Genomic DNA, 22,983 nt, shown 5'->3' on the forward strand with positions numbered 1-22,983 from the left:
GTGCCGGACACCGCCGAGGCATTGCTGCCGCTGGCCGTCGCCATCCCCCTGGTGGGAGCAGCCCTGCTGGCCGCGGCGGGACGCCGGCTGCCCCGGCTCGGGTGCGACATCCTCGCCACGGCCACAGCTGTAGCCGACCTCACCTGCCTGGTCATGCTGTGGCCGCACGCGGCCGATCGCGTGACGGTGCGGGCCGGAGGCCTTCCCGAGGACCTCGGCATCCTGCTCGTCGCCGACTCGATCGGCGCCGGGCTCGCCCTCCTCGCCGCCGTCCTGGTCCTCGCCGTGATCGTGTACTCGTGGCGGTACTTCGACGAGCCGTCCGGCGAACACGCGGGCGTGTTCCCGGCCCTGGTCCTCCTTTTCGAGGCCGGCATGGTCGGCTTCGCCCTGACCGGCGACCTCTTCAACGCCTTCGTCTTCTTCGAGCTCATGAGCGTGGCCGCGTACGCGCTCACCGGCTTCCGCATCGAGGACCCCCGGCCGCTCCAAGGCGCCCTGACGTTCGCGATCGTCACCTCCTTCGCCGCGTACTGCTCCCTGCTGGGCATCGGCCTCCTCTACGCCCGCACCGGCGAACTGGGCCTCTCCCGCATCGGAGAACAGCTGGCCGGGCGCCCCACGGACCTTCTGGTCGTCCTCGCCTTCGTCCTCGTCGTCACCTCCCTGCTGGTGAAGGCGGCCGTCGTACCCTTCCACTTCTGGCTGCCCGACGCCCACGCCGTCGCACCCACCCCTGTCTGCATGCTCATGTCGGGGGTGATGGTGGAACTCGGGCTCTACGGGACGGCGCGGGTCTACTGGACCGTCTTCTCGGGGCCCGGCGGCATCCCTCCGACCGCCTTCCGGGCCACCTTCGTCGTCCTGGGCGTGATCACGGCGCTGCTCGGCGCGCTCATGTGCTGGCAGCAGCGCCACCTGAAGCGCATGCTCGCCTTCTCGACCATCTGCCACACCGGCCTGTTCCTCCTCGGCATCGCCCTACTGACCCCGGCCGGACTCACCGGCGCCGCCATCTACGTCGCCGGACACGGCTGCGTGAAAGCGGCCCTTTTCGGGCTGACCGGAGTGCTGCTCTCCCAGTACGGCTCCGTGGACGAGCACGGCCTGTACGGGAGGGCATGCGGACACAGGACCGTCGGGCTGCTCTTCGTACTGGGGGCACTCGTCCTCGCCGGGCTGCCGCCCTTCGGGAGCGGGCTGGGCAAGGCGCTCGGAGAAGAGGACTCCGGGGGCGTTCTGGCGGCGGGGTACGTGGTGTGCTCCGCCGTCACAGGCGGGGCCGTGCTGCGGGCGGCTGCCCGGATCTTCTGGGGGGCGGGCCAGAGGCCCGCCGAGCGCCCGGGGGACGCCGAGACCACCGGCGAGGGCGAGGAGCCCGAGGTCCGCCTGCCCGAGGGGCGGCCGCCGTGGCCCATGGTCGCGGTGCCCGCTGCGCTGCTCTTCCTGTGCCTGCTGGTCGGCGTCCTCCCCGGCGTCGCCGGGAGCCTGGCCCGGGGCAGCGAGCTGTTCACGGGTCACCCCGGGCAGGCCACGGGAGCGGAACCCGGGTGGGCCCCGGAGGGCGTGGCGCTGGGGGTGACGTCGGCGGTGCTGGCCTGCCTTTTCGCGGGCGCGGCCCTCTTCGGCCGTACACGCGAACCGCTGCGTCGGTCAGCGACCGCCGTCCTGCGGCCGCTGCGCGGCCTGCATTCGGGACTGCTCGGCGACAACCTGGCCTGGCTCTCCGCGGGCATGGCCGCCCTGTGCGTCGCCGTGGCCCTGTACATCTGACCGACTTCGACTGATCGGGGTAGCGAAGCGTTTCCGGAGCGGACCGAAAGCCTGTGCCGGTAGGACGGCTCGGGGTGGTTGCCACGTTCTGCGGTGGGCAGGCGCGAGGACCGGAGGTTCTGACGAGCCGATGCCGAACGGTACGGCCGACCACTCAACAGAAGGGGATGTTCCTGATGTCGCAGGTGACGGAATCGATCGAGGTTGATGTGCCGGTGACGACGGCCTACAACCAGTGGACGCAATTCGAGTCGTTTCCGCAGTTCATGGACGGTGTGGAGCGGATCGAGCAGCGAACGGACACGCTCACGCATTGGGTGACGAAGATCTCCGGGGTGGAGCGGGAGTTCGATGCGGAGATCACCGAGCAGGTCCCGGACCAGAAGGTGGCCTGGGTGACCGTGGGCGGTGAAACCGAGCAGTCGGGCCTGGTCACGTTCCGGCCCCTCGACCCGGCCCACACCGAGGTGACACTGATGATGGACTTCGATCCCGAGGGGATGGCGGAGAACATCGGGGACAAGCTCGGGTTCGTCGACCGGCAGGTCAAGGGCGACCTGAAGCGGTTCAAGCACTTCATCGAGGACCGCGGCGCCGAGACGGGCTCCTGGCGCGGCAGCGTCTGACCGGCACACCAGCCTGCCGGGAGCGGTCGCGTCCCGGCAGGCGGTGACGCGTCGGTATGGACTCTGCGGAACGGACGAGAGGTGACGATCTGATGACGAGTACGAACTTTCGCGCATGATGCCCGCGCTGCCGGAGCACGTCCTTGACCAGGCGTCCAACGTCGGGCAGATGGATCAGTGGCTCCCGCGCGAACTGCACGTGCACGCCGAGGAGCTGCCTGCCGTGAGCGTGCGCGAGGACGGCGCCGCGGACGACAAGGCAGCCGTTCTGCGCGCCAGGGCGGACCAGATGCGGCTTGAGTGGGGGACCCGGGAGAACGGCGGGTACACCGGGTGGCTTCAGGTGGCCGGCCACGACGGCGGTACCGCCGAGGTGACCGTCCACCTTTCGTTCCTCACCGGGGAATCCGATCCCGGGGAGCAGGCGGCGAATGACGCCCTCGACCGCAGTCTCGCGCGCCTGGAGGAGCAGGTACGCCTCCGCGTCGACGGCGCGGCCGGCTGACCCGCCGGACCACGTCGATGGAGATGGTGTGAGCGGCTCCCGTCCGGGCAGGCGCAGAGCGGGTCCGGTGGATCCACCATCGGATCGGCACGCGACGAGTCGAGGAGCGACCATGCCTCGCGGTTCCAGCCCCAAGCGTGAACGCCAGTACGAGCACATCAAGGAGAGCGCCGAGCAGCGCGGCGAGAGCACGAAGCGCGCCAAGGAGATCGCGGCGCGCACCGTCAACAAGGAACGTGCCCGCTCCGGTGAGTCGAAGACCGCGAGCCGGTCCTCCACGCACGACATGTCCTCCTCGAAGCGGGGCGGGCAGCGCTCCCACAGCGGCTCGCAGGGCCCCACGAAGGAGCAGCTGTACAACGAGGCGAAGCAGCGGGGCATCGAGGGCCGCTCGAAGATGGACAAGGCCGAACTCAAGAGGGCCCTCGGCCACTGAACCCCCGCCAGGATTTCCAGCAGGTCCCCCGGATGCTCAGGTGGGCGGGGCACGGCCCGTCAGCGGCTTCCACCGATGCCGCGATGCCGGGCTGCCGCCCCGCAGCACTCGCCGCCGTCGCCAGGGCCACCGCCGGTTCAAGATGTTGCCGATCATGCCGCTGAGGGGGCAGTGGCTGTGGGTGGCCGGCTTCGGGCCGACTTCAGCTCGGTCGGGGACAGTTGCCGGTTTAGCTCGTCCAGCACGATGCCCGGCTCCACGACACAGACCCGCCGTGCGGGGTCCACGGACACCAGACGGTGGCAGTGCTTCGTCCAGTCGATGACCACGGCCGTCTGGAGGCGAGGGCGTCGGCGAGCTGGTCGTGGGTCATGAAGAGCGGCCGGGGACATGTGCGGCTGCGGCCCTTTTGCAGAGCTCGGCCTTCGTGAGCGAGGTGAGTGAGTGACTGGAGGTGACGCGCTTCTTTCCGGACGGCGTACTCTTCCGTGCCTTGCCGCTCGTGGTGGCCTTCTCGCCGGTGTCCTTGGGGCTGCGGGCCCGCTCGACGCAACGCGTCCATGAGGTCCACGGTGCCGGTGGGCTTGACTGGTGGCTCGGCCTTCTCGACCCTCTCGCCCGCCTTCTTCGCTTCGATGAGGGCGGTGACCTTCTCCTGGAAGGTGTCTTGGAAGGCGTCGGGATCCCAGTCCGTGGACAGGGCGCTGATCAGCTGATCGGCCATCTCCATCTCGCTGGCGCGGACACGTGTCTTCTGGGGTGGGTCGGGGATCTCCTGGTGCGTCGCGGATCTCGTCGGCCCGGTGCTGTGTGTGCAGGGTCAGGATGCCGTCCTCGGCCTTCAGCGCGATCAGATACTGGCGGCCGCGCATCACGAAGGTGGCGACGCCCGCCCGGTTCGCCTTCGCCAGGGCTTTCTGCAGCAGGCCGTACGCCTTGCTGTACACCTTCCGCCTCGGGCCGACGTAGCAGGTCTTGTCGAAGAAGATTGGAGCGACCTGGTCGAGGTCGACGAACCCGCTGATCTCCAGAGTGCGGGAGCGCCCGGGCGCTATGTCGTCGAGCTCTTTGGGCTCGACCAGCACGTACTCTTCGTCGGTCTCATAACCCTTGACGATGTCGTCAAGCTCGACTTCCTTTCCGGTCTCGAGCTGGTGGAAACGGATCGTGTGGCTGTCGTTCGCCGTAGAGGCCTACCGGCAGGCTGACCAGCCCGAACGACAGAACTCCTGCCCACACCGGGCGCGCCATGACGATCACCGCCCTCACGTAGTGCTGAGCTCGCACCGAGCGCCTACCCGGGGCGGGGGCAACACGGTCGCCCCCGCCGGATCCGACGTCGGTGAGACCTGATGGCCCGACCTGCGCCGACGGGACCCTGGCCGAGGTTCAGGGCGGCGGAAGGGCAGGTGCGGAAGCGGCGGTTGGGGCCGTCAGGCAGCACAGGAGCGGCGACAGCGTCCTCCAGCGGCACCTCTTTGTGGGGTACGGCGATCAGCTCGGCCTGGGTGGTTGTGGTTGCCTGACCGTGCCGCCCGGCCACCCCTCGGTCGGTGTTCAGAGCTCCCGCCAGCCCAAGTCGACGGCCCGGTCCGGGGCGTCGATCTCACGGGAGGTGTCGAGGCGTACGGAGGCGATCGGGCCTGGTCGTGCGCACAGCGGGGTGAGGAACTGCAGTCTCAAGCTTCTTCTGAAGCGGCACGGCCGCACGGCGTCCCACCCTCAAGTGACGGGCTCCGGTGCCGGGACGGGCCCGGGCAGTGGACCCGGCTGCGGGTGCGGCTCCGGTCGCGGGCCAGGTGACGGCTGGGGATCGGGTTCGGGCTGCGGCGGGGCCGGCGGCACGGGGTCGGGCCCGCCCGGAGCCGGGACGGGACCGGGGACCGGTCCGGGCTGCGGTCCGGGTCCGGGGCCCGGCGCCGGGGTGGGACTGGGCAGAACGGGATCGTTGGGAGGGGTACCCATGGTTACTCCCTGCAGTCGGGAACGGAGTCGGCCCTACCGGGGCGGAGGTGACGGCGGGGGGTCCGGCACCGGCTCCGGATCGGGGACTGGCCTCGGGACCGGCCTTGGCGTGTGCGGATCGCCCGGGAAGAGGTGAGTAGGAGGTACCGGGCCCGGCTCCGACGGGAGCGGATGGGTCAGCGAACCGGTCTGCGTGTGCTCGCGGGTGTGAGTGGTTGCGTTCGGCATGGTGCACCCGGCTTGTTCAGAGATGGCTTTCTCAGTTCCGCGCCTGCCCGCTCTCATCCGGCCCAATCTCCGCTGTCCTCCGTGCCCCCGGCTCCCCGTTCACGCTCCGCCGCCCGGGTGCCCGTCCGCCATGTCGCCGTGTCGTCGTGGGGCCCGCCCGGCCTCGGTAAGAGGATGTGGCCGACATTTCCCGACTCGGCCGCGAGACGGCCGGACGACTGGGCATGCGGCTGCCCGCGGGGCGGATGTGCCGGCGCCCGGAGGCCGAAGGCGTGGCCCGCGAACTCCTGCGGGACCACGAGCGTGTCGTGGTGAAGCCCGACCGTTCGGCGGGAGGGCACGGAATGCGCTTCGTGTCCCGCGACGACCTGAGGGGCGAGGCGAGCCTGCTGCTCGATACGGTCGGCGGGCCCGAGGGCCTGTGGGTGGTGGAGGAGTGCCTCGACGTGGCCGAGTCGGTCAGTATCCAGATGGAGGTGGCCGCCTCCGTGGCACACGCGCTCTTCAGCGGTGCGATGCGCACGGTTCAGGGGTCCTTCACGGGATACGCCTCTCCACTGCCGCCGTCCTGCGCGCACGTGGCCGGCGAACTGGAGGAGTGGGGGACGGCCCTGGGCCGGCACCTGGCCGACCATGGCTACGCCGAGCCCTTCGGGCTCGACGGGCTGGTCGACACGGACGGCGTCATGTGCGCGAGTGAGAGCAACATCCGTCGTACGGCTACCACCACCCCGCACGCCATGGTCACCCGGCTGACCGCAGAATCGGCCGAACCCCACCCGGCCTGGTCCGTGTCGAAGGGTTGGACGCGGAGCCCCATGGACTTCGAAACAGCCCTCGCCCGGCTGCGCGCCTCCCACCTCGCGTTCGACCCGGAGCGCGGCGAGGGCGTGGTCCTTTACGCCGATGCGCCGCCGGCCGTTCCTGGCGGTACGCGGTGATCGCCAGGAACGCCGGCGACGTGGAGGAGCAGGGAGCCGCGTTGGCCGAGGTCTTCGGATTCGAGGGCGGGTGACCCCTACGACGCCGGTCCCGACACCCTCCTGGGTATCGGGACCGGCCTCGTCGTGCGGGAATGCGATCACGCGGGTCGGCCGCCGAAGGGGGCGCCGGTGCCGTAGTACGTGCCCAGCTCCTCCCGGTACCCGGCGTCGCCGAGGTGCTTGTCCCGGTGGAACTCGGGGGCGTTCTTGATCTGTTCCTTGGTGCGGTCGACGAAGACCTTCTGGTCCTCCGTGTCGATCCTGACGACGGTGCTGGCCGGCAGGAGGACCTCCTTGCCGAAGATCCACACGCCAGTGTCCACGACGAGGTAGGCGTCACCGACCTCGTCGGAGTGCTTGTCGACCTTGCCGATGCTGCCGTCGGTCGCCTCGACCTTGTAGCCGGTCAGATCGGTACCGGCCAGGTGGCCCGCGGTCGGCTGGTAGCTCCACACATGCTCAGTCACGCGAAAAGCAACTCCTCCGGTCAACGGGAGACGGCGGAATAGCGAACTCCCCACCGATCCTCCCTGTTCCGTACGCTGTGTTCGGCGGTTGTGCTGCGTTCCGCCTGGACTTCGTCTTCCCCGCCTTTATGGCTTCACGCACCCGGATCGAAATACGGGACCGGGGCGGCCGTCGATCATTGGAGGTGAGCAGGTTCCCTGCTGCATCACGGCGACCGTCCCGGCTGCCCTCCGGATGCCCGGGGTATGTGCCTTTATCCGTTCCGGGTTAGCGTAGGACTGCAGACCATGACATGGCGGTGGCCGGTCGCCCCCAGGAAGGGATTGACCGGCCACCGCCCATGCAGTGTCAGAACTGCGCTTCGCCTTACAGCTACCAGCGATACCAGCGGCCACTACCGCCCTTGGGTCGGGCGACGAAACCGATCAGCCACAGGACCAGGACCGCGATAGCCACCCACCAAAGAATCTTCACCGCGAAACCCGCTCCGAAGAGGAGAAGGACCAGCAGAAGAACGAGAAGCAGGGGGACCATAGTTATCAACCTCCGAAGAACCGTGTGCCCGACCGCACCCAGGACATGCATTCGATTCTTATTTGTTTCTTATCCTGATGGCTGGGCAGGAGATTCTGCCTGCATTCTGCGACGGTGCGACGGAGCGGTGTCGGGAACGATGCATTTGGGGAGACCTTCTTACGCCGCTTGGCCCCATCCCTCCACCGGTGAAGCGTCCTACGGGCAGAACATCCTCCATGGACAGCAATCACGAGATGGTTCCGGCAACACCAGGTTCCGGACGGTGTCGACGAGAAGACGGTGCGCGCTCTGGGTGCGCTCTCGAAAGCGCTGAAAACCACGGAGCGGGCCCGCGGTCACCTCTACGGGTTCCACCAGCTGACCGGGCCCGCGGACTTCGAGCTCGGCGACGCGGCCCGGCTCTTGCGCGAGGCCGGGCACGAGGAGCAGGCCGATCGGGTGGAGCGTGAAATCGTGGGCCGCAACGTCATCCCGGGCCACTGGACGTTCCAGATCGTCGAGGCATGCAACTCCACCTACTACCAGCCGTTCGCCGCAGTGGAACGGGACGTCGTCGACGAGGCGGCCGGTGGGCGGGGCCACCTCCTGGAGGCCCGCCTCAAACCGATTCGCCGCACTCACCACCATCCTGACCACACCGCAACGCCCCCCGCCTGAAAGAAGGCCCGCCCCGGCGGGCGCCGGTGAGTCCCCCGGAACTCAGCTGACGACCGGGGCTCGTCCGACGGGATGGAGCGGGAGCGCAGAAGCTCCCTCATGCTGCGGCGTGCGCTCCGACGGCCTGTCGGTAGGCCACGTGCCCGCCCAGCGCGCCGCTGACGGCTACGGCAGTCATCCCACTCAGTGCCCACAGCCGGCCCCGCGCCGAGCGGCCGCAGAGCCGAGCGGCCAGGGACGCGGTGTAGCAGGCCACCGCAAAGACGTTGGAGGCCGCGTGGACCAGGCCGACCCGGGCCTGCTCGGGCGGCAGGTCCGCCCAGTCCGCCCAGCCGGCGACCGCGGCTGGTGCGACACCGGCAAACTGCTGGTGCGGGCTCACATCCAGCTCGGCGGCCCGATCGTGGTGGTCTGGGACAATCTCAACACCCACCTGGCCGCGGGGCTGAAACATTACGAGGCCGAGCACGACTGGCTCACCACCGTCCGGCTCCCGCCCTATGCACCCGACCTGAACCCCGTCGAGGCCGTCTGGTCACTCGTGCGCAGAGCGATGGCCAACACCGCCTTCGCCACACCCGACGACCTCGACCGCACACTCCGCCGCGAGTTACACAGAATCCAACTCCGACCCCACTTGGTCGACGGCTGCCTCACGGCCACACATCTGGCCATCGACCCACCGACCCCACCCTGAAAACCTCAGTAAGGGCTGTCCCGTAACTGCCAGGAGGGGTGAGAATCGGGCTCAGACTCCCTCGCGGTCTGCTGCTGCGGCCCAGCGACGGATGTGCAGGTCGGGATGGACTCGGGCGGATGCGAGTGTGCTTTCAAGTAGCTTGTGCAGGGAAGGCGGGTATGCCGCGCGGGAGGTCGGCAGGCCCAGCAGGACGCGGTGGCGCATCTGAAGGTCGGTGGCTTCGGCGAACACCCGCATGGATGCCTCCAGCCACGCGGCCTTGATGTCTTGTGACTCGTCCAGAGCGGGATCACGTACCCCGCCGTGTCCGTACGCTGGGGACCGATCTGCGCGCAAGGGCACATGCGCGCTGTACCAGGCTCGCACGGCACCCGCTCGCTCAGCATCCGTGCCGATCCGCAGATAGTCGACCAATGCCGCCATCACACGGCGGCGTCCGAACGCGTAGACCGCCGGCTCGACGAACCAGCGGCAGAAGCTGGGATCCGGGTCGTATACGGCTGCAGCCATCAACGGGGCGAACAACTCACCAGGCAGACTCGTGCGTTCCAGCAGGGGCTTACGCACCGCAAGGGCGAGGTGGCGAGCCTGGTCGTTCGGCTTCATGGCGACGTCTCCGACGCCCAGCAGCCGAGCCACTTCTGTCGCGCAAGTCAGGAATGAATGCGGTTCTATGCCGCTCTGCTCGTCTTCGGTCACGGCAGCATTCTGGACTGGCCATGTCGGCAGGCGCAGCACTGGTGGCCGCTGACCTTGCGCGGAAAAGCACTCGCTCGGCCTCCTCTGGCTGGAACGATCACGGTGTGGCTGGTGTGATCACGGCGTCGGAGCCGTCCTGGATAGCCCCGTTCTCCGGGCTGAGCCCGCGTGCCTTCGGGAAGCTGGTGACGGTTCTGCGGCGCCAGGGTGCGGACGCGGTTCGCAAGGGCCGGCCGTGGAGCCTTCAGCTGGAGGACCGGACCTGCTGGTCGTGGCGTACTGGCGAACGAACCTGACCATGCGCCAGCTCGCCCCGCTGTTCGGAGTGTCCAAGTCGGCGGCGGACCGGATCATCGACCACCTCGGACCGATGCTCGCCCTCCAGCCCCGCAAGCGGTTCGCCAAGGATGCCGTGCTCATCGTGGACGGCACCCTGGTCCCCGCCCGGGACCACACCATCGCCGAGCGGTCAAAGAACTACCGGTACTCCACCAACCACCAGGTCGTCATCGACGCCGACACCTGCCTGATCGTGGTGGTCGGCCAGCCGCTCGCCGGGAACCGCAACGACTGCAAGGCATGGCCGGAGTCCGGCGCCAAGGCTGCCGTCGGTAAGACCCTCACGATCGCCGATGGCGGCTACCCGGGCACCGGACTCGTCATCCCGCACCGTCGCGAGCGCGGCCAGACCGAGCTCCCGGCCTGGAAAGAGGACCACAACAGGTCCCACAAGCAGGTCCGAGCCCGGGTCGAGCACGTCTTCGCCCGCATGAAGACCTGGAAGATCCTCCGCGACTGCCGCCTCAGAGGCGACGGCGTCGACTACCGCCATGCTCGGCATCGCCCAGATGCACAACCTCGCCCTCGCCGGATAGATCAACGGGCTTCACCACGGTCAACCACGCCCGAGGCGAATCGAAGATCCTTTACGGGACAGCCCTTAGCCATGAGGAGGGCAGAGTGACTGTCACAGGAATGGGAGTGCCAGCGGCAGCAAGGAGCCCATTGGGGGTTGGACCTGTTGCCCCAGCGAAATCCATCCCCCCGCTTCCAGAGAGCTGTACCTCACTGAAGTCCACCCCGCCGCCAGAGAACCTTGCGTCGCGGAAGGACACCGCGCCGCCGGAGAATATTGCGTCGCCGAAGGACAGCATGCCGCCGGAGAACGTGGCCCTGCTGAAGGTCACCGCGCCGCCGGAGAACGCTGCCCCGCCGAAGAACGCCACGCCGAGGGAGAATACCGCCCTGCTGAAGGACACCGCGCCGCCGGAGAACGCGGCCCCGCCGAAGTTCACGGTACCGCCGGAGAACGCTGCCCCGTCGAAGTTCACGGAACCGCCGGAGAACGCTGCCCCGTCGAAGTACACGCTGCCGCCGGAGAACGCCGCGTCGCGGAAGGACACCGTGCCGCCGGAGAACACTGTCCCGCCGAAGGGCACCAAGCCGCCGGAGAACACGGCCCCGCTGAAGGACACCGCCCCGCCGGAGAACACGGCCGTTCCGAAGTGGACCGTGCCACCGGAGAACACGGCCCCGTCGAAGAACACCCTGCCGCCGGAGAACACCGCGTCGCGGAAGGACACCCTGCCACCGGAGAACACCGTGCCACTGAAGTCCATGTAGCCGTCGACGGTGACGCCGGTGAGGTCGAGATCGCAGCCCTGCCAGGAGCGGTGGGTTCCCCGGGGGCGTCGGTAGTGGTCGCCGATAAGCCGCAGGATGGTGTGCCGGACCTTGCGGAAGGCCAGGTAGCGGTGGTGTTCCTCCTGGTGGGCGGGATCCTCCCCTGGGTCGGGGATGAAGGGGAGCTGGAGGTATGCGCACAGAACATCGATGCAGGTCTGGCGCAGGCTGTCGTCGGGGGCGTCGTCCGCAAGGCCGGCGAGGGCATGGACGCCCCCTAGTCGGACGGCCGGTGAGTCCGATCCGAGTTTGTCGACGGCCTGGGAGAAGCGCTCAGTGTGGAGCCGGGTGGCTTCGCGGTGGGAGCCGGTCTCATCGACGCGCTGGCGGCGGTACGCGACGACCAGGGCGACGAGCGCACCGGCCCCGGCGACCACCCCGAAGGAAAGCTTCACCAAGTCGAAGAGCGTCTTAGCGTCGAGCTTCGCCGCGCTGTCGATCTCCTTGAAGCCCAGCACGGCCACAAGCCCGTAGAAAATACTGCCCGCGACCAGGACGGCAGCGACGAAGGCAACGGTCAGGGCCCGGCCGACCCTCCACAGTCGCAACTCTCGATCATCCATGGTTGATCGCTGCCACCTATTAGCCGTCATGAGCACGAAGACATGGATCGGGGGTCCGCGGTTGCAGCTAGGCCCGCAGGATCGATGGATCACAGGTCACGAGGGACCGAGCGCCTACCTGGCCCATCGGATCTCGGAGTTCAACGCGATCCGGACAACAATTGTCCTCAACTCTCTTCAACTCTCGCGTGGACCTGCACACACGCGCGGCTCTGTACTCGAACCTGCGCTCCAGGTGGCGAGATTTGCCTGGCCCGGACTAGTGACCTGCCTCGAAGGCCTCGGGCCGGATCTTGGGGGAGTGCCCGAAGAGAGCTGCTCGAACACCCGGACCAGCTAAAGCCGCTCGCGCTCAGACACGAACCTTCCTCACTGCGGCGAGGCGCGCGTTCGGGACACTTGTCGTCCGCGATGGCTGGATATGGCGTCAAACCACCGAGTTCGGGGGGTGGGGCTCGCCACCCGTATTAGCGTTCTTCCACCGACCGGGGAGAGGACTTCGTCCTCATCCTCACGTCGGAGGGTTACCCCTATGAGCCTCTCATCAGCAGCTGAAACCCATTTCGGCAGCAGGCAGCATGCGCTGCCTCAAGACATCAGAGGTCAGCTGACGGCGAGACCGCGCTGAGGTGGCTGAACCTCGAACGTTCGCGGGTCGCGGATGAGGGCCCACAGAACGTCGAGGCGGCGCCGGGCGAGCGCGAGGATCACCTGCTTATGGCTCTTGCCTTCGGCTAGCTTGCGGTCGTAGAAGGTCTTGGAAGTAGGGCAGAACCGAGCGGCGATCTGTGCCGAGAGGTAGAAGACGCGTAGGAGCCGACGGTGGTAGCGATGTGGTCGGCGCATGTTGCCGCTGATGCGACCGGAATCCCGTGGGACTGGAGCGAGGCCGGCGACCCCGGCAAGTCGCCCCGAGCTGCCGAAGACGTCCATGTCCCCGCCGGTGCAGATGAATTCGGCTCCCAGCAAGGGGCCCATGCCGGGCATGCTGAGGATCACCTCCGCGTCGCGGTGCTCACCGAACCGGGCTGCGATCTGCCCGTCGATGTCCGCAATCTCCTCGTCCAGCGCCAGCACCTCCTTGGCGAGGATGTGCACCACGGCCGCCGCGGTGCTCTCGCCTGCCACGGCTGTGTGCTGGGCCTGGGCTGCGGCGACGGCGGTGTCAGCGATGGCCTGGGCGCCACGGACTTTGCGGTTCCTCAGCCATGTCGCCAGCCGGCTAGTGCCGGTCCGCCGCAGGCCGGCGGGTGTCTGGTGACCGGTGAGAAGGATGAGGGCGGCCTTGGACGCGGCGTAGTCGAAGGCCCGCTCGAGGGCGGGGAAGTACTCCAGCAGCTGGGCTCGCATCCGGTTGATGGCGCGGGTGCGGTCGGCTGCGAGGTCGTAGCGGCGGGCGGTGAGGATCTTCAGGTCCACCGCGATCTCGTTCCACTCCTGCAGCGGCTGGAGGTCCCGGCGCATCCGTGCCTGGTCGGCGATGACGTAGGCGTCCTTCGCATCCGTCTTGCCATCGCCCCGGTAGCCGCGGACGCGTGGTGGACAGTGCGGCCGGGGACATAGAGGAGCCGCTGGCCATGGCCTGCCAGCAGGGCTATCAGAAGTGCGGCACCGCCGGCATTCAGATCGACTGCCCAGGTCACGGGGCTGCCCTCGGCCAATGCGAGGACGTCGCCTATCAGCTCCAGCAGTTCGGGTTCGTTGTTCGGCACCCGGCGCGAGTGCACCTTCGTCCCGTCCGTATCGATCACCGTGTAGTGATGCGCGGCCTTGCCGGCATCCGTCCCCGCCCAGAGCTCGTGCACCCGAGCCTCCCTCGTCGATCGGTTGACTGGTCCCTGCAGACGACCACGCCGACGTGTCCTTCCGAAGCGATCCGTGTTTGCTCATCCCAATGAGTGGCCGTGTCGTCGCGGGGCACTGGGCGGCCAATCAGTCAAAGCCACAACCACGGCATGAGCGTTTTAAGCCACGCCCAGGCCCCCGGGTCTCCCGATCGTAGGAAGGACCGGAATCAACCCGCCAACACGGTAAGGAGTGTTTGAGCTGGAGGGTGAGCGTCATGGTTGGCTAGATGTGGATCTCGTGTGCGCGTAGGTAAGGAGTGCGAGTGAGTGCTTCACCGCGGGGAGAGACGCCGACGCGTGACCGCGAGGGTTCCTGTGGCGAAGGCCAGTAGCAGGAGCGCGAGACCTGTGAAGATCATGGGATTCACCCAGCCCGGGGCCAGTTCGGTTCCCACACCATCTGACGTGACGCACTGAGCACTGACCGGCAACGTCCATCGCGTCACCACATGATCGCCCGAAACGCCCATCGACGCGCACATCTGATCCGGGTCCAGGATGTAGAACCCCGACATCACACCCCACGAGTACGCGCCGTACGCCGCCGCGCCAGCCAAGACCGCTACCAGAGCGCAGGTGGTGACGCTGGGCAGGTGTCCGACCAGGAACGGCTGCTGCTTACACACCCGTCGGACGACCGCGACGGCGGCGGCCAGGCCAATGCAGGGCGCCAGGAACGGCCCGAAGACGAGGGCGAAAAACAGAAGATCATCCATGCCTGCTCAGACATCGCCCGGACAGGACCGGTTCCACCGTCCGCCTGAACCTAACTGCCTGAGCGCTCTGCGTGGCGACCGTCTCCAATTGGAATGCTCAAGCCACACGAGGCTGACTATCCGGGCCAGCGACCAGCAGAGCGTCGGAGCCGGTGACGCCCACCGTGCTTCGCGCGCTGCTGGTGACAGGTAGCGCGCCGATCTGGTGACAACCACTGTGCTTCGCTCGGCCGAAGTCGCAGGTCAGCGGGCGCCGATGGTGACAACTATCGCGTTTCGGCACAGGAGATGAGCCGAAGCACGATAGTTGGCACTGGGGCAGGCTGTTTGTCACCGACTGGGCGGCATGCCCAGTCGGTGCGACTCTTTCGCGACAGGTGCCACCTGATCTTGGCGGTTGAGACCACTTGCGTCTCGCACGGCGCTAGCGTTGGTTCCATGATCGTATGGCTTAACGGCACCCACGGCGCAGGCAAGACGACGACCAGTGCACTTGTGCAGCAGCTGATCCCGGATTCACGGGTGTTCGATGCCGAAAAGGTCGGCGAGACGCTCATGGACATCAAGCCGGGGCTGCCCTGGACGGGTAACTTCCAGGACTGGTCGCCGTGGCGGCCGCTCGTGGTCGAGACCGCCCGGCGCGTACTCGACTACACCGGTGGCACTCTGGTGATGCTGACTGTCCTGGTCGAGCAGTACTGGCGCGAGATCAACTCGGGCCTCGCCCAGCATGCGATTCCAGTACGGCACTTCGTTCTTCATGCTGACCAGGACACCCTCCGCGGGCGCATCGAGGGGGACACGGACCTTGGTCCTTCCCCGTTCCGTCTCGCATACCTCGAGCCCTACGCCGAGGCGGCCCGCACGTGGCTGCACGGTGAGGCCGAGGTCGTCGACACCACGCACCTCACGCCTTCCCAGGCCGCCTTGCAGATCGCGGAGGCCGTCAAGAGTTGAGGTTCGCCCGTCGATCTTCGTTACTGGTGACACATGGGTTGTTGTATCAGCATTTGTGACAAGTCGCGTGCCTCACTGGTGACAACAAGGCTACTTCGTTCGGTCCCATTCGCCATGTCATCCGGCTCTGCCAGTGACAACTACTGAGCTTCGGCTCATGGAGATGAGCCGTGAACGATCTCGACTCGGGCTCCAGCAGGCTCTCGTGACATCCAATCCGACCAGCTCACGTGATGGCGACGTCCTGCTGACGGAAGGCAAGCAAGATCGTTCACGGAATGTGTGCCAGAACCCGGTTGTGAAGTCAGTTGTTCGCGGGTTTGGAAGGCGCCCGGTCCGCGCCGGGGTCGATGTTCACGAGAATCGACAGCACCACGCGGGCGGGGCTACGCGGTGGAGCGCCATTCCTCTTCGAGGCTGCTGAAGATCATGGAGTCTCGCCAGCCGTCGTGGAGCAGCGCTGTGTCGCGCAGGCGTCCCTCATGCGTCATGCCGATCTTGGACAGGACTCGGGAGGAGCCGAGATTCCTCGGGTCGCAGGTGGCATGGATCCGATGGAGCCCCAGCTCGCCGAACCCGTGCGCGAGCAGCTGCCGGCCTATTTCCGTGCCGATCCCCTGCCCCCATACCCGGGGATGCACGATGTACGAGATCTCGCCCTGGCGCTGCTTATGGCTGCGGACATGCAGCTCACCCATGCCCACGACATCCCGCCCGACGCGGGCGACGTAGGGGAACCGGCGCTGAGGGGTGCCCGACCAGGCCTTGACCGCGGAGTCCACGAAGTCCTGCGTCTGGACCTCTGTGTTCGGCCCCCAGGACTGATAGCGGCACACCTCCGGGAGGCACGCCCACGAGTGAACGGCCGGCCAGTCCTCCAAAACGATCTTGTCCAAGGCTACCGAGTGCTGACTCATAGGACGATCATGAATGGGGCGCCGTGGGAAGATCAAGATCAGGGAGCCCATCACGCTTCACCGCCGGCCATGTGGGGAGAAAGGCCCGGTGCGGGGAAAAACCTTCGACCGGCCGAACGCCGATCCGGCACCCTCTCCAGCATGACCACGTCGTCCTTCATCCCCGGACTGGAACTCTCCCACCGCTTCTACCTCGAAGCCGTGCGGCCTTTGCTGGACGAGGCCGCCCCGGGGGTTGCGCACTCCGCTGCCCGCCTCGGCAGCGGCTCGGAAGTCCTCGGATTCGACACCGCCCGCTCCGCCGACCACGAGTGGGGACCCCGCCTGCAGATCTTCCTGCGCTCGCAGGACGTCATCCGCCACGGCGCGAGGATCACGGCGCTGCTCTCCGAACGCTTGCCGAAAACCTTCCGCGGCTACCCGACGCACTTCGCCCCTGCCGGCGAAGCAGGCATCCGGGTCATGCAGACAACTGACGGGCCAGTCCACCACCGAGTCGAAGTCACAGACCCAGGCGCCTGGTTCACCGCGCAACTGGGCTTCGACCCGCGTACCGGCATCACCCTGGCGGACTGGCTGGCCACCCCGACTCAGCTCCTCGCAGAGGTCACTGCCGGTGTCGTCTTCCACGACGGACTCGGACAACTCGCACCAGCCCGCGCCAACCTCGACTGGTACCCCCACGACCTCTGGCTCTACCTACTCGCCTGCCAGTGGCAGCGCGTCTCCCAGGAGGAAGCCTTCGTCGGCCGCTGCGGCGAAGTGGGCGATGAACTCGGCTCCGCTGTCGTCGCAGCCCGCCTGGTACGCGATCTGATGCGGCTCTGCCTGCTCATGGAGCGCCGCTACCCGCCCTACGGCAAATGGCTCGGCAGCGCCTTCGCCCGCACTCCCCAGGCACCCGCCCTCACCCCGGTCCTCACCGCGGCTCTCGCCGCCACCGACTGGCACACCCGCGAGCACCACTTGGCCCGCGCCTACGAGGCGGTCGCGGCCGCACACAACCAGCTCGGCCTGACCGACCCTGTCGACCCCGCCACGCGGCCCTACCACACCAGACCATTCCAGGTTCTGCACGCCGAACGCTTCACCGCGGCGCTGAGCACCCGTATCACCGACCCTGACATTAGCTCCCTGCCGACAATCGGCACCGTCGACCAGTTCGTCGACAGCGCGGACGTCCTCAGCCACCCGGAACTGACACGCGCCGCCACCAACGGTCTGCTCTTCCCCTGAGACCTCCGTCTCAAAGCGATGGAAGGAGAGAGTGAAGCGGCCCGACGATTGGGGACGTCTATCGGCTCTGTCGCGGATCTTGTGACCGTTGTGGTGAGTGCTGCGAGGATGGAGCGTCAGCCGTTGGCCGGGGGCGAGGGGGGATATCCCTCACTTCAATTCGTTCATCCAGGACAAGAAATGGATCAACTTCTATCAAGGGTATCGTTGGGAAGATTGATCGCATGCGTGATGCAGAGCAATATCTTCTGTCTTCAAGTCATTGATTTTTGTGGAGGTGAGCATGGGCCTTGAGCCTGGTCAAGTGTGTAGGGGGTAATTTCCGGCGTGGATGATTTCTGTTTGACGGTCACTCTCGAGGGAGGGGTGCGTGGGAGGGTCTCCGCGGCCAACCTTTCATGGAAAAGAGTAGATCATCCATCGCAAGTCGCTAGCGTCGGGGAAGAAGTCGCAGTCGTCTTCATGAGTTTCGACCCCGACCGAAATGATATCTCTCTTTCCGTTAAAGACCTTACTGTCGACCCTTTCATTGAATTTGCACGTACACAGCTGGGTGAGACTTGCCTCGGGCGGGTCGCTAAAATCACTCCCATCGGATTTTTTGTGCGCCTCCATTCGGGAATCGAAGGCCTTCTGCCAGGTTCTAGTCCGGTCGATGTCGGGGTGGGGCACGCTGAAATCGGTGATGAAGTTGCAGTCAGGGTTGACTACATCAACCTCCAGTGCAGACAAGTGCGTGTTTCGCTGGTCAATGGCGCAAATGAAGAACAGCAGGCACATCCGAGCTAAGGGCTGTTCCGTAACTGATCTTTGGCATGAGAGTGGGCGGCTGAGATCGGATCCTGGGTCCCACTCTTTGGAAGAGGCGCCGGCCTCGGTTCACCCCTGTGACCGCACGACACGGCAGCGGATGGCGGGGGCCGTCCTCCCGGCAACGTGTGGATCCACCCGCCCGGGGAGATGAGCAGGGCCCCTGTTATCGTGCGCCGATGTCAACGATCAAGCAGTTCCAAGTGACCTTCGACTGCGCGGAACCTGCGCGCCTCGCCGCCTTCTGGTGCGAGGTGCTGGGGTACGTCGTACCGACAGTCCCGGAGGGCTTTGCCGCGTGGGAGGAGTACCACCACTCGCTGCCGTCTGAGGACGAGGTCTACTTCGCGTGCGCTGATCCCTCGGGTGTGGGCCCGCGCGTGCTCTTCCAGCGAGTTCCCGAAGGCAAGGTCGTCAAGAACCGGGTGCATCTTGATGTGCGGGTCGGCACAGGGCTCGTGGGTGACGAGCGCCTGGCCACACTCGAGGCCGAATGCGCACGGCTGATGGCGCTCGGCGCGAAGCACGTGCTGACGCAGCGCGCCGATGGCGTCAACGAGTCGTGCATCACGATGCAGGACATCGAGGGCAACGAGTTCTGCCTCGCCTGATTCTCCTCCGAGACTGCGAGGGGGGAGCCGTCTCCCGGGGACCTCTCAGGTCTCGTATGCGGCAGAAGCTATCCCGTGAGGGCGAGGTTGTGCAGTCGGGCGATGCCGAGCATGGCGTGTCGGACCCCGTCGCCCTTGAGACGGCAGTCGCGGAGGATCTTCCAGGTCTTCATGCGGGCGAAGACGTGCTCGACGCGGGCCCGGACCTGTTTGTGCGAGCGATTGTGCTCGCGCTTCCAGCCCGGCAACTCTTCGCCCGGGGTGCGGCGGTGGGGCATGAGGAGGCCGATGCCCGGATAGCCGCCGTCGGCCATCGTGAGGGTCCTGCCCACGGCGGCCTTCGCGCCAGACTCCTCCCATGCCCGGCAGTCGATGCGATTGCCGGGCAAAGGCTCACCGACCACAACGACCAGGCGGGTATCCGCATCAATGACGACCTGGTGGTTGGTGGAGTACCGGTAGTTCTAATAGGTCATCGGTAAGCCCGAGCACGGAAGCGCAAGGGCTTCAATGCGAGGTGGAAGCCTGCCCCCGTTCCGGGACCTGGATCTCTGTGTCCCTGGTCCTGCTCCTGACCTCGCAGGACAGGTAACGGCCGCGTCTCCACGGGCGAAGGACGAGTCGCTGGTCCTGCTCGCCGACGCGCCGGGCATCGGCACGGTCGGCTTCGCGCAGGTCTACCGGGTGTTCTCGTCGCTCAGCATGGACACCGCCTGGGTGCTCAACGACCTGTACGTGGCTCCCGAAGGCCGCCGCACCGGCGCCCGGCCGGGCGCTGCTGCGCGAGGTGCTGCGCCGGGCGCGGGAGGCCGGGGTGGCCGGGGTGCAGCTGGAGACCGCGTACGACAACACGGTCGCGCAGGGGCTGTACGAGGCGGAGGGCTTCGTGCGCGAGGATTTCCATGTCTGTTTCCACGAACTCGGGTGAAACATTCTCTGGTCTCCGTCGCGTCGATGGGGTGAGACGACGCGAGGGGGAGTAGATGCGGCAGGGTCGCGGAGACGGGTTCCGTGAGTTCGCGGAGGGCAGATCGGGGCACCTGTACCGGTCGGCCTGTCTGCTGGCCAGCGGGGACACCCATCTCGCGGAGGACCTCGTGCAGGAGACCCTGGGCAGGATGTACCTGCTCTGGGGGCGTGTTTCCCGTATCGACAATCCGGCGGCGTACGCACAGACCGTGCTCGTACGGGCCTTCCTGACCCACCAGCGCCGGCGGTCCGCGGGAGAGCGCCCGGTCGGGGAGTTCCCCGAGTCGGGCGCGGCCGCCGCCGGATCCGGGTCCGGCGATACGGCGTTGCGGCTGACGCTGCTGGAGGCCCTGGGGCGGCTCGCGCCCAAGGACCGGGCGGTGCTCGTGCTGCGGTACTGGGAGGACCGCAGCATCGAGGCGACCGCCGACGCGATGAACACCAGCTCGGCGGCGGTCCGTACCAGGACCTCGCGGGCGCTCGGCCGGCTCAGGGAGCAACTGGGCGGCAGCATGAGTGAGTTCGCGGGCCTTTGAGAACGGAAATGGCCAGGCCGCCGGTGGGCGGCCCCGTGCCGGTGTGGTCCTCTGCACTCTCCCTGAGAACGGAAGGTTTGGTTCCCCATGCCCTTTGAAGACGAGCTCGGCGAAGCCCTCCGGCGTGCGGGGGACGGTTTCACGGCCGACCGGCACGCCCTGGTGGAAGCCGGTGAGCGGCGCGGACGGCGGCTCGTGGCCCGCCGCCGGGCCGCCGTGATCGGCGGATCGGTGCTGTCCCTGGCCCTGATCGGCGCGGTCGGTGCCTACGCCGGGGGGCTGCTGGACGGAACGGGCCGGGTCGAGATCGCGGCGCCGCCGCAACCGTCGGGCGGAGGGTCCGGCGGGGGCGGGGGCGGCGCCCCGGAGCTGCCGCCCGGCGGTACCGGCGCGGTCTCCGCGGCACAGCTGGTCGAGGTGTTCAAGGGGTTGCTGCCGGGAGGGACTCTGTCCGTAGAGCATGCGAACGGTACCGACGGCCACGGCGCGGGAGTCGCCGGCGTGTACGACGACGGCAAGGGCGCAGTGGCGATCAGGCTCACCCTGGTCCCGGTGGACCCGAACGGCAGCATGGCCAACATCGCGACCCTTTGTACGAAGAAGGATGTGCGGCCGGACGACGCCTGCACGACGGAGCAGCTGGCCGACGGCTCCAGGCTGCTGACCCAGCAGGGCTACATGGCCCAGAACCCCGCCATAGACATCAAGGAATGGCGGGCCGCGCTCGTGACCCCGCAGGGGTTCCTGGTCGAGCTGTCCGAAAAGAACGCTCCGCCGATGGAGACCACGACGTCCTCTCGCCCCAACCCGCCCTTGAGCCCGGCCCAGTTGAGGGCGGTGGTCACCTCGGACAAGTGGCAACCGGCGCTGAACGACATGCCCCCGGCCGTGCAACTGCCAGGCCGGACGCCCTGATCCCCGAACGCGCTGCGGGATCTGAAGACAGCGGAGCAGCTGCAGAGCATCGACTACCACCCCAAGTGGTATGAACTGGACTACTTAAAGAGCGTTTTGTCCTGTCGATGGTGTTTGGTTCGAATCTGGGCGGGTGGCTGTCGCCGGGTGGCTGAGGCGGCTGGTTGTGGTGTTAAGCGTGTGGCTGGTGACGGCTGCTGCAGGTCCATTTCGGTCCCTTCGCTCCTGTCTGATCCCAAGGCGCCCCCGCTCACCCCTGTTTGCGCCCTGTCTTGGGCCGTCGGCCGGCAGTACTACCGAAACATGCGCCCAACGACCGTGGCCTTATCCCAGTGACCTGTCCGATGCCCGGTGGGAACTGCTCGAACCGATTCTGTCGGCCTGGCGGGCCGAGCGGAGAGGAAAGGGCCTGGATATCGGCCGGCCGCCCGAGCACGACCTGCGCCGGATCATGGACGCGGTCCTCTACGTCGATCGAACCGGGATCCCCTGGCGGTACCTGCCGCACGACTTCGCCCCGTGGGAGACGGTCTACGGCTACTTCCGCCGCCTGGCAGAAGGACGGGGTGTTCGAGCAGCTCAACGGCTTCCTCCGCCGACTAGTCAGGGAGGCCGAGGGCCGGGATGCCGAGCCGACCGCTTGCGTGCTGGACGCCCAGAGCGTCAAGACCTCCGCGAACGTGCCTGCCACCGGCCAGGGCATCGACGCGGGCAAGAAGATCGCAGGCCGTAAACGCCACATCGGCGTCGACACCCTTGGCCTCCTCCTCGCCGTCCTCGTCACCGCCGCCAGCGTCTCGGACAACGTCGGCGGCATCCACCTGCTCTCGAACATCGCCGCAGCCCACCCCCGCATCACCAAGGCCTGGGCCGACACCGGCTACCGCAACAAGGCCATCGACCACGGTGCCCGCCTCGGCATCGACGTCGAAGTCCTCCACCGCGACCCCACCCAGAAAGGCTTCAAGGTCATCCCGCGACGCTGGGTCGTGGAGAGGACTTTTGGATGGCTCATGCACCACCGCCGGCTTGCCCGCGACTACGAGGCCCACCCGCACCGCTCCGAAGCCATGATCCACCTCGCGATGATCGACCTCATGAGTCGACGCCTCACCCGCGAATCCACACCGAACTGGCGCGACAGCTGACCCCTTTACCAAACACCATCGACAGGACAAAACGCTCTTTCAGACCGCCGAGCCCAGCGCCGAACCCATCCGCGTCACCGGGTTCGGCACCGACGCCGCGGGCCTGGTGCACCTCCTGCCCGACCACGGCGACACCACCGCCCGCTGCGGCTTCACGGACTGACACAGCTACGCCACCTGCATCGACTGGTTCGAGGAGCGCACCTGCCCCGTGTGCCTCGCCGACCTCGCGCTCGACCTCGGCGCCGAAATCCCCGCGGACGTCCTCGCCGAGCTGGACGAGATCGCCGCGCCCTGGCCGGGCCGCTGGCTCCTGCGCCCCCGCGAGGGCGACCGCGAGCGCGTCGATGCGGGCGCCGGCGGGGAAGGCGAAGGACGCCAAGCGGAGCGATGTGCGTTGGTTGACTCCCCGGGCCTGGCGTCGCTGGGTGGATGTGGGGCTGCGCGGGCATGGCGCCGCCGGGCTGCCGGATCCGGAGTGGGCGGGGCGGCTGGAGG

General features: G+C 67.5%; 22 protein-coding genes and 6 pseudogenes. 16 read left to right on the plus strand and 12 right to left on the minus strand.

Translation table 11 applies throughout. The annotated features are described in order from the left end of the window. The 4 genes from OHA89_RS38050 to OHA89_RS38065 all read left to right on the plus strand — a co-directional run bounded on the left by OHA89_RS38050 (position 1) and on the right by OHA89_RS38065 (position 3,340). Positions 1-1,773, plus strand: coding sequence for a complex I subunit 5 family protein (locus OHA89_RS38050; RefSeq protein ID WP_406368139.1), 1,773 nt, complete (start codon positions 1-3; stop codon positions 1,771-1,773). Positions 1,774-1,949: 176 nt separating this feature from the next. Continuing rightward, on the plus strand, positions 1,950-2,399 hold the full coding sequence (locus OHA89_RS38055) for an SRPBCC family protein (protein ID WP_266616861.1): 450 nt from the start codon (positions 1,950-1,952) through the stop codon (positions 2,397-2,399). Between the two features lie 115 nt (positions 2,400-2,514). Continuing rightward, the gene (locus OHA89_RS38060) at positions 2,515-2,904 is read left to right on the plus strand and encodes an SRPBCC family protein (RefSeq protein WP_266616859.1); all 390 of its coding nucleotides are present in this window, start codon (positions 2,515-2,517) and stop codon (positions 2,902-2,904) included. A 112-nt stretch (positions 2,905-3,016) separates the two neighbouring features. Next, the gene (locus tag OHA89_RS38065) at positions 3,017-3,340 is read left to right on the plus strand and encodes a plasmid stabilization protein (RefSeq protein WP_406368140.1); all 324 of its coding nucleotides are present in this window, start codon (positions 3,017-3,019) and stop codon (positions 3,338-3,340) included. Positions 3,341-3,484: 144 nt separating this feature from the next. Here OHA89_RS38065 and OHA89_RS38070 read toward each other — a convergent pair. From OHA89_RS38070 to OHA89_RS38080, 3 genes and pseudogenes are all read right to left on the minus strand, one after another. Then, positions 3,485-3,675: pseudogene (locus OHA89_RS38070) on the minus strand (FAD-binding protein); the annotation flags it as partial. Between the two features lie 477 nt (positions 3,676-4,152). Then, positions 4,153-4,506 (minus strand): annotated as a pseudogene (locus OHA89_RS38075) (Ku protein); the annotation flags it as partial. 391 nt (positions 4,507-4,897) lie between these two features. Beyond that, positions 4,898-5,023: a hypothetical protein gene (locus tag OHA89_RS38080; protein WP_406368141.1), complete on the minus strand. Its 126-nt coding sequence runs from the start codon at positions 5,021-5,023 to the stop codon at positions 4,898-4,900. A gap of 686 nt (positions 5,024-5,709) precedes the next feature. Between OHA89_RS38080 and OHA89_RS38085 the strand changes: the two genes are divergently transcribed. After that, positions 5,710-6,474 carry a peptide ligase PGM1-related protein gene (locus OHA89_RS38085; protein WP_406368142.1) on the plus strand — a complete coding sequence of 255 codons (765 nt, stop codon included), beginning with the start codon at positions 5,710-5,712 and terminating at the stop codon, positions 6,472-6,474. Between the two features lie 140 nt (positions 6,475-6,614). Here the strand turns inward: OHA89_RS38085 and OHA89_RS38090 are convergent, their stop codons facing one another. Together OHA89_RS38090 and OHA89_RS38095 are read right to left on the minus strand one after the other, a co-directional pair. Further along, positions 6,615-6,983, minus strand: coding sequence for a PRC-barrel domain-containing protein (locus OHA89_RS38090; RefSeq protein ID WP_266616745.1), 369 nt, complete (start codon positions 6,981-6,983; stop codon positions 6,615-6,617). Positions 6,984-7,356: 373 nt separating this feature from the next. Then, positions 7,357-7,518 carry a hydrophobic protein gene (locus tag OHA89_RS38095; protein WP_323186139.1) on the minus strand — a complete coding sequence of 54 codons (162 nt, stop codon included), beginning with the start codon at positions 7,516-7,518 and terminating at the stop codon, positions 7,357-7,359. 282 nt (positions 7,519-7,800) lie between these two features. On the opposite strand from OHA89_RS38095, the gene OHA89_RS38100 reads away from it, so the two are divergent. Continuing rightward, a complete protein-coding gene (locus OHA89_RS38100; RefSeq protein WP_323186138.1) occupies positions 7,801-8,178 on the plus strand; it encodes a hypothetical protein in 378 nt (125 codons plus the stop codon). Between the two features lie 277 nt (positions 8,179-8,455). Next, positions 8,456-8,875 carry a transposase gene (locus OHA89_RS38105; RefSeq protein WP_406368143.1) on the plus strand — a complete coding sequence of 140 codons (420 nt, stop codon included), beginning with the start codon at positions 8,456-8,458 and terminating at the stop codon, positions 8,873-8,875. Between the two features lie 51 nt (positions 8,876-8,926). On the opposite strand, the gene OHA89_RS38110 is transcribed toward OHA89_RS38105, so the two are convergent. Then, entirely contained in the window at positions 8,927-9,577 is a 651-nt protein-coding gene (locus OHA89_RS38110) for a hypothetical protein (RefSeq protein ID WP_406368144.1), read from the minus strand. Between the two features lie 104 nt (positions 9,578-9,681). Between OHA89_RS38110 and OHA89_RS38115 the strand changes: the two are divergent. Further along, positions 9,682-10,452: pseudogene (locus OHA89_RS38115) on the plus strand (transposase). A 51-nt stretch (positions 10,453-10,503) separates the two neighbouring features. Here OHA89_RS38115 and OHA89_RS38120 read toward each other — a convergent pair. From OHA89_RS38120 to OHA89_RS38130, 3 genes and pseudogenes are all read right to left on the minus strand, one after another. Beyond that, positions 10,504-11,853, minus strand: a complete 1,350-nt coding sequence (locus tag OHA89_RS38120) for a pentapeptide repeat-containing protein (RefSeq protein WP_266616823.1) — start codon at positions 11,851-11,853, stop codon at positions 10,504-10,506. A 573-nt stretch (positions 11,854-12,426) separates the two neighbouring features. Continuing rightward, a pseudogene (locus OHA89_RS38125) lies at positions 12,427-13,628 on the minus strand (IS110 family transposase). 314 nt (positions 13,629-13,942) lie between these two features. After that, complete coding sequence (locus tag OHA89_RS38130) at positions 13,943-14,386, minus strand: hypothetical protein (protein ID WP_266616739.1); 444 nt, start codon at positions 14,384-14,386, stop codon at positions 13,943-13,945. A gap of 438 nt (positions 14,387-14,824) precedes the next feature. Here OHA89_RS38130 and OHA89_RS38135 point away from each other — a divergent pair, with 438 nt between their 5' ends. After that, entirely contained in the window at positions 14,825-15,343 is a 519-nt protein-coding gene (locus OHA89_RS38135) for an ATP-binding protein (RefSeq protein WP_406368145.1), read from the plus strand. A gap of 386 nt (positions 15,344-15,729) precedes the next feature. Here the strand turns inward: OHA89_RS38135 and OHA89_RS38140 are convergent, their stop codons facing one another. After that, on the minus strand, positions 15,730-16,260 hold the full coding sequence (locus OHA89_RS38140; RefSeq protein ID WP_406368146.1) for a GNAT family N-acetyltransferase: 531 nt from the start codon (positions 16,258-16,260) through the stop codon (positions 15,730-15,732). A gap of 141 nt (positions 16,261-16,401) precedes the next feature. Here OHA89_RS38140 and OHA89_RS38145 point away from each other — a divergent pair, with 141 nt between their 5' ends. From OHA89_RS38145 to OHA89_RS38155, 3 genes are all read left to right on the plus strand, one after another. Further along, positions 16,402-17,496 carry a DUF4037 domain-containing protein gene (locus OHA89_RS38145; RefSeq protein WP_406368147.1) on the plus strand — a complete coding sequence of 365 codons (1,095 nt, stop codon included), beginning with the start codon at positions 16,402-16,404 and terminating at the stop codon, positions 17,494-17,496. A gap of 318 nt (positions 17,497-17,814) precedes the next feature. Next, a complete protein-coding gene (locus OHA89_RS38150) occupies positions 17,815-18,285 on the plus strand; it encodes a S1 RNA-binding domain-containing protein (RefSeq protein WP_406368759.1) in 471 nt (156 codons plus the stop codon). A gap of 200 nt (positions 18,286-18,485) precedes the next feature. Further along, positions 18,486-18,917, plus strand: coding sequence for a VOC family protein (locus OHA89_RS38155; protein WP_266616733.1), 432 nt, complete (start codon positions 18,486-18,488; stop codon positions 18,915-18,917). Positions 18,918-18,985: 68 nt separating this feature from the next. Here the strand turns inward: OHA89_RS38155 and OHA89_RS38160 are convergent. Then, a pseudogene (locus OHA89_RS38160) lies at positions 18,986-19,381 on the minus strand (transposase family protein); the annotation flags it as partial. 350 nt (positions 19,382-19,731) lie between these two features. On the opposite strand from OHA89_RS38160, the gene OHA89_RS38165 reads away from it, so the two are divergent. From OHA89_RS38165 to OHA89_RS38180, 4 genes and pseudogenes are all read left to right on the plus strand, one after another. Further along, a complete protein-coding gene (locus OHA89_RS38165) occupies positions 19,732-19,845 on the plus strand; it encodes a hypothetical protein (RefSeq protein WP_406368148.1) in 114 nt (37 codons plus the stop codon). Between the two features lie 55 nt (positions 19,846-19,900). Beyond that, positions 19,901-20,422 (plus strand): SigE family RNA polymerase sigma factor, encoded by a 522-nt coding sequence (locus tag OHA89_RS38170; protein WP_406368149.1) that lies wholly within the window; start codon positions 19,901-19,903, stop codon positions 20,420-20,422. 87 nt (positions 20,423-20,509) lie between these two features. Continuing rightward, positions 20,510-21,337, plus strand: a complete 828-nt coding sequence (locus OHA89_RS38175) for a hypothetical protein (RefSeq protein WP_406368150.1) — start codon at positions 20,510-20,512, stop codon at positions 21,335-21,337. Between the two features lie 337 nt (positions 21,338-21,674). Continuing rightward, positions 21,675-22,485, plus strand: a pseudogene (locus OHA89_RS38180) (IS5 family transposase). On the opposite strand, the gene OHA89_RS38185 reads toward OHA89_RS38180, so the two are convergent. After that, positions 22,448-22,867, minus strand: coding sequence for a hypothetical protein (locus OHA89_RS38185; RefSeq protein WP_406368151.1), 420 nt, complete (start codon positions 22,865-22,867; stop codon positions 22,448-22,450). The pseudogene OHA89_RS38180 and the gene OHA89_RS38185 overlap by 38 nt on opposite strands. Positions 22,868-22,983 lie beyond the last annotated feature (116 nt).

The organism is Streptomyces sp. NBC_01546 (assembly GCF_045208355.1).
Taxonomy (GTDB): domain Bacteria; phylum Actinomycetota; class Actinomycetes; order Streptomycetales; family Streptomycetaceae; genus Streptomyces.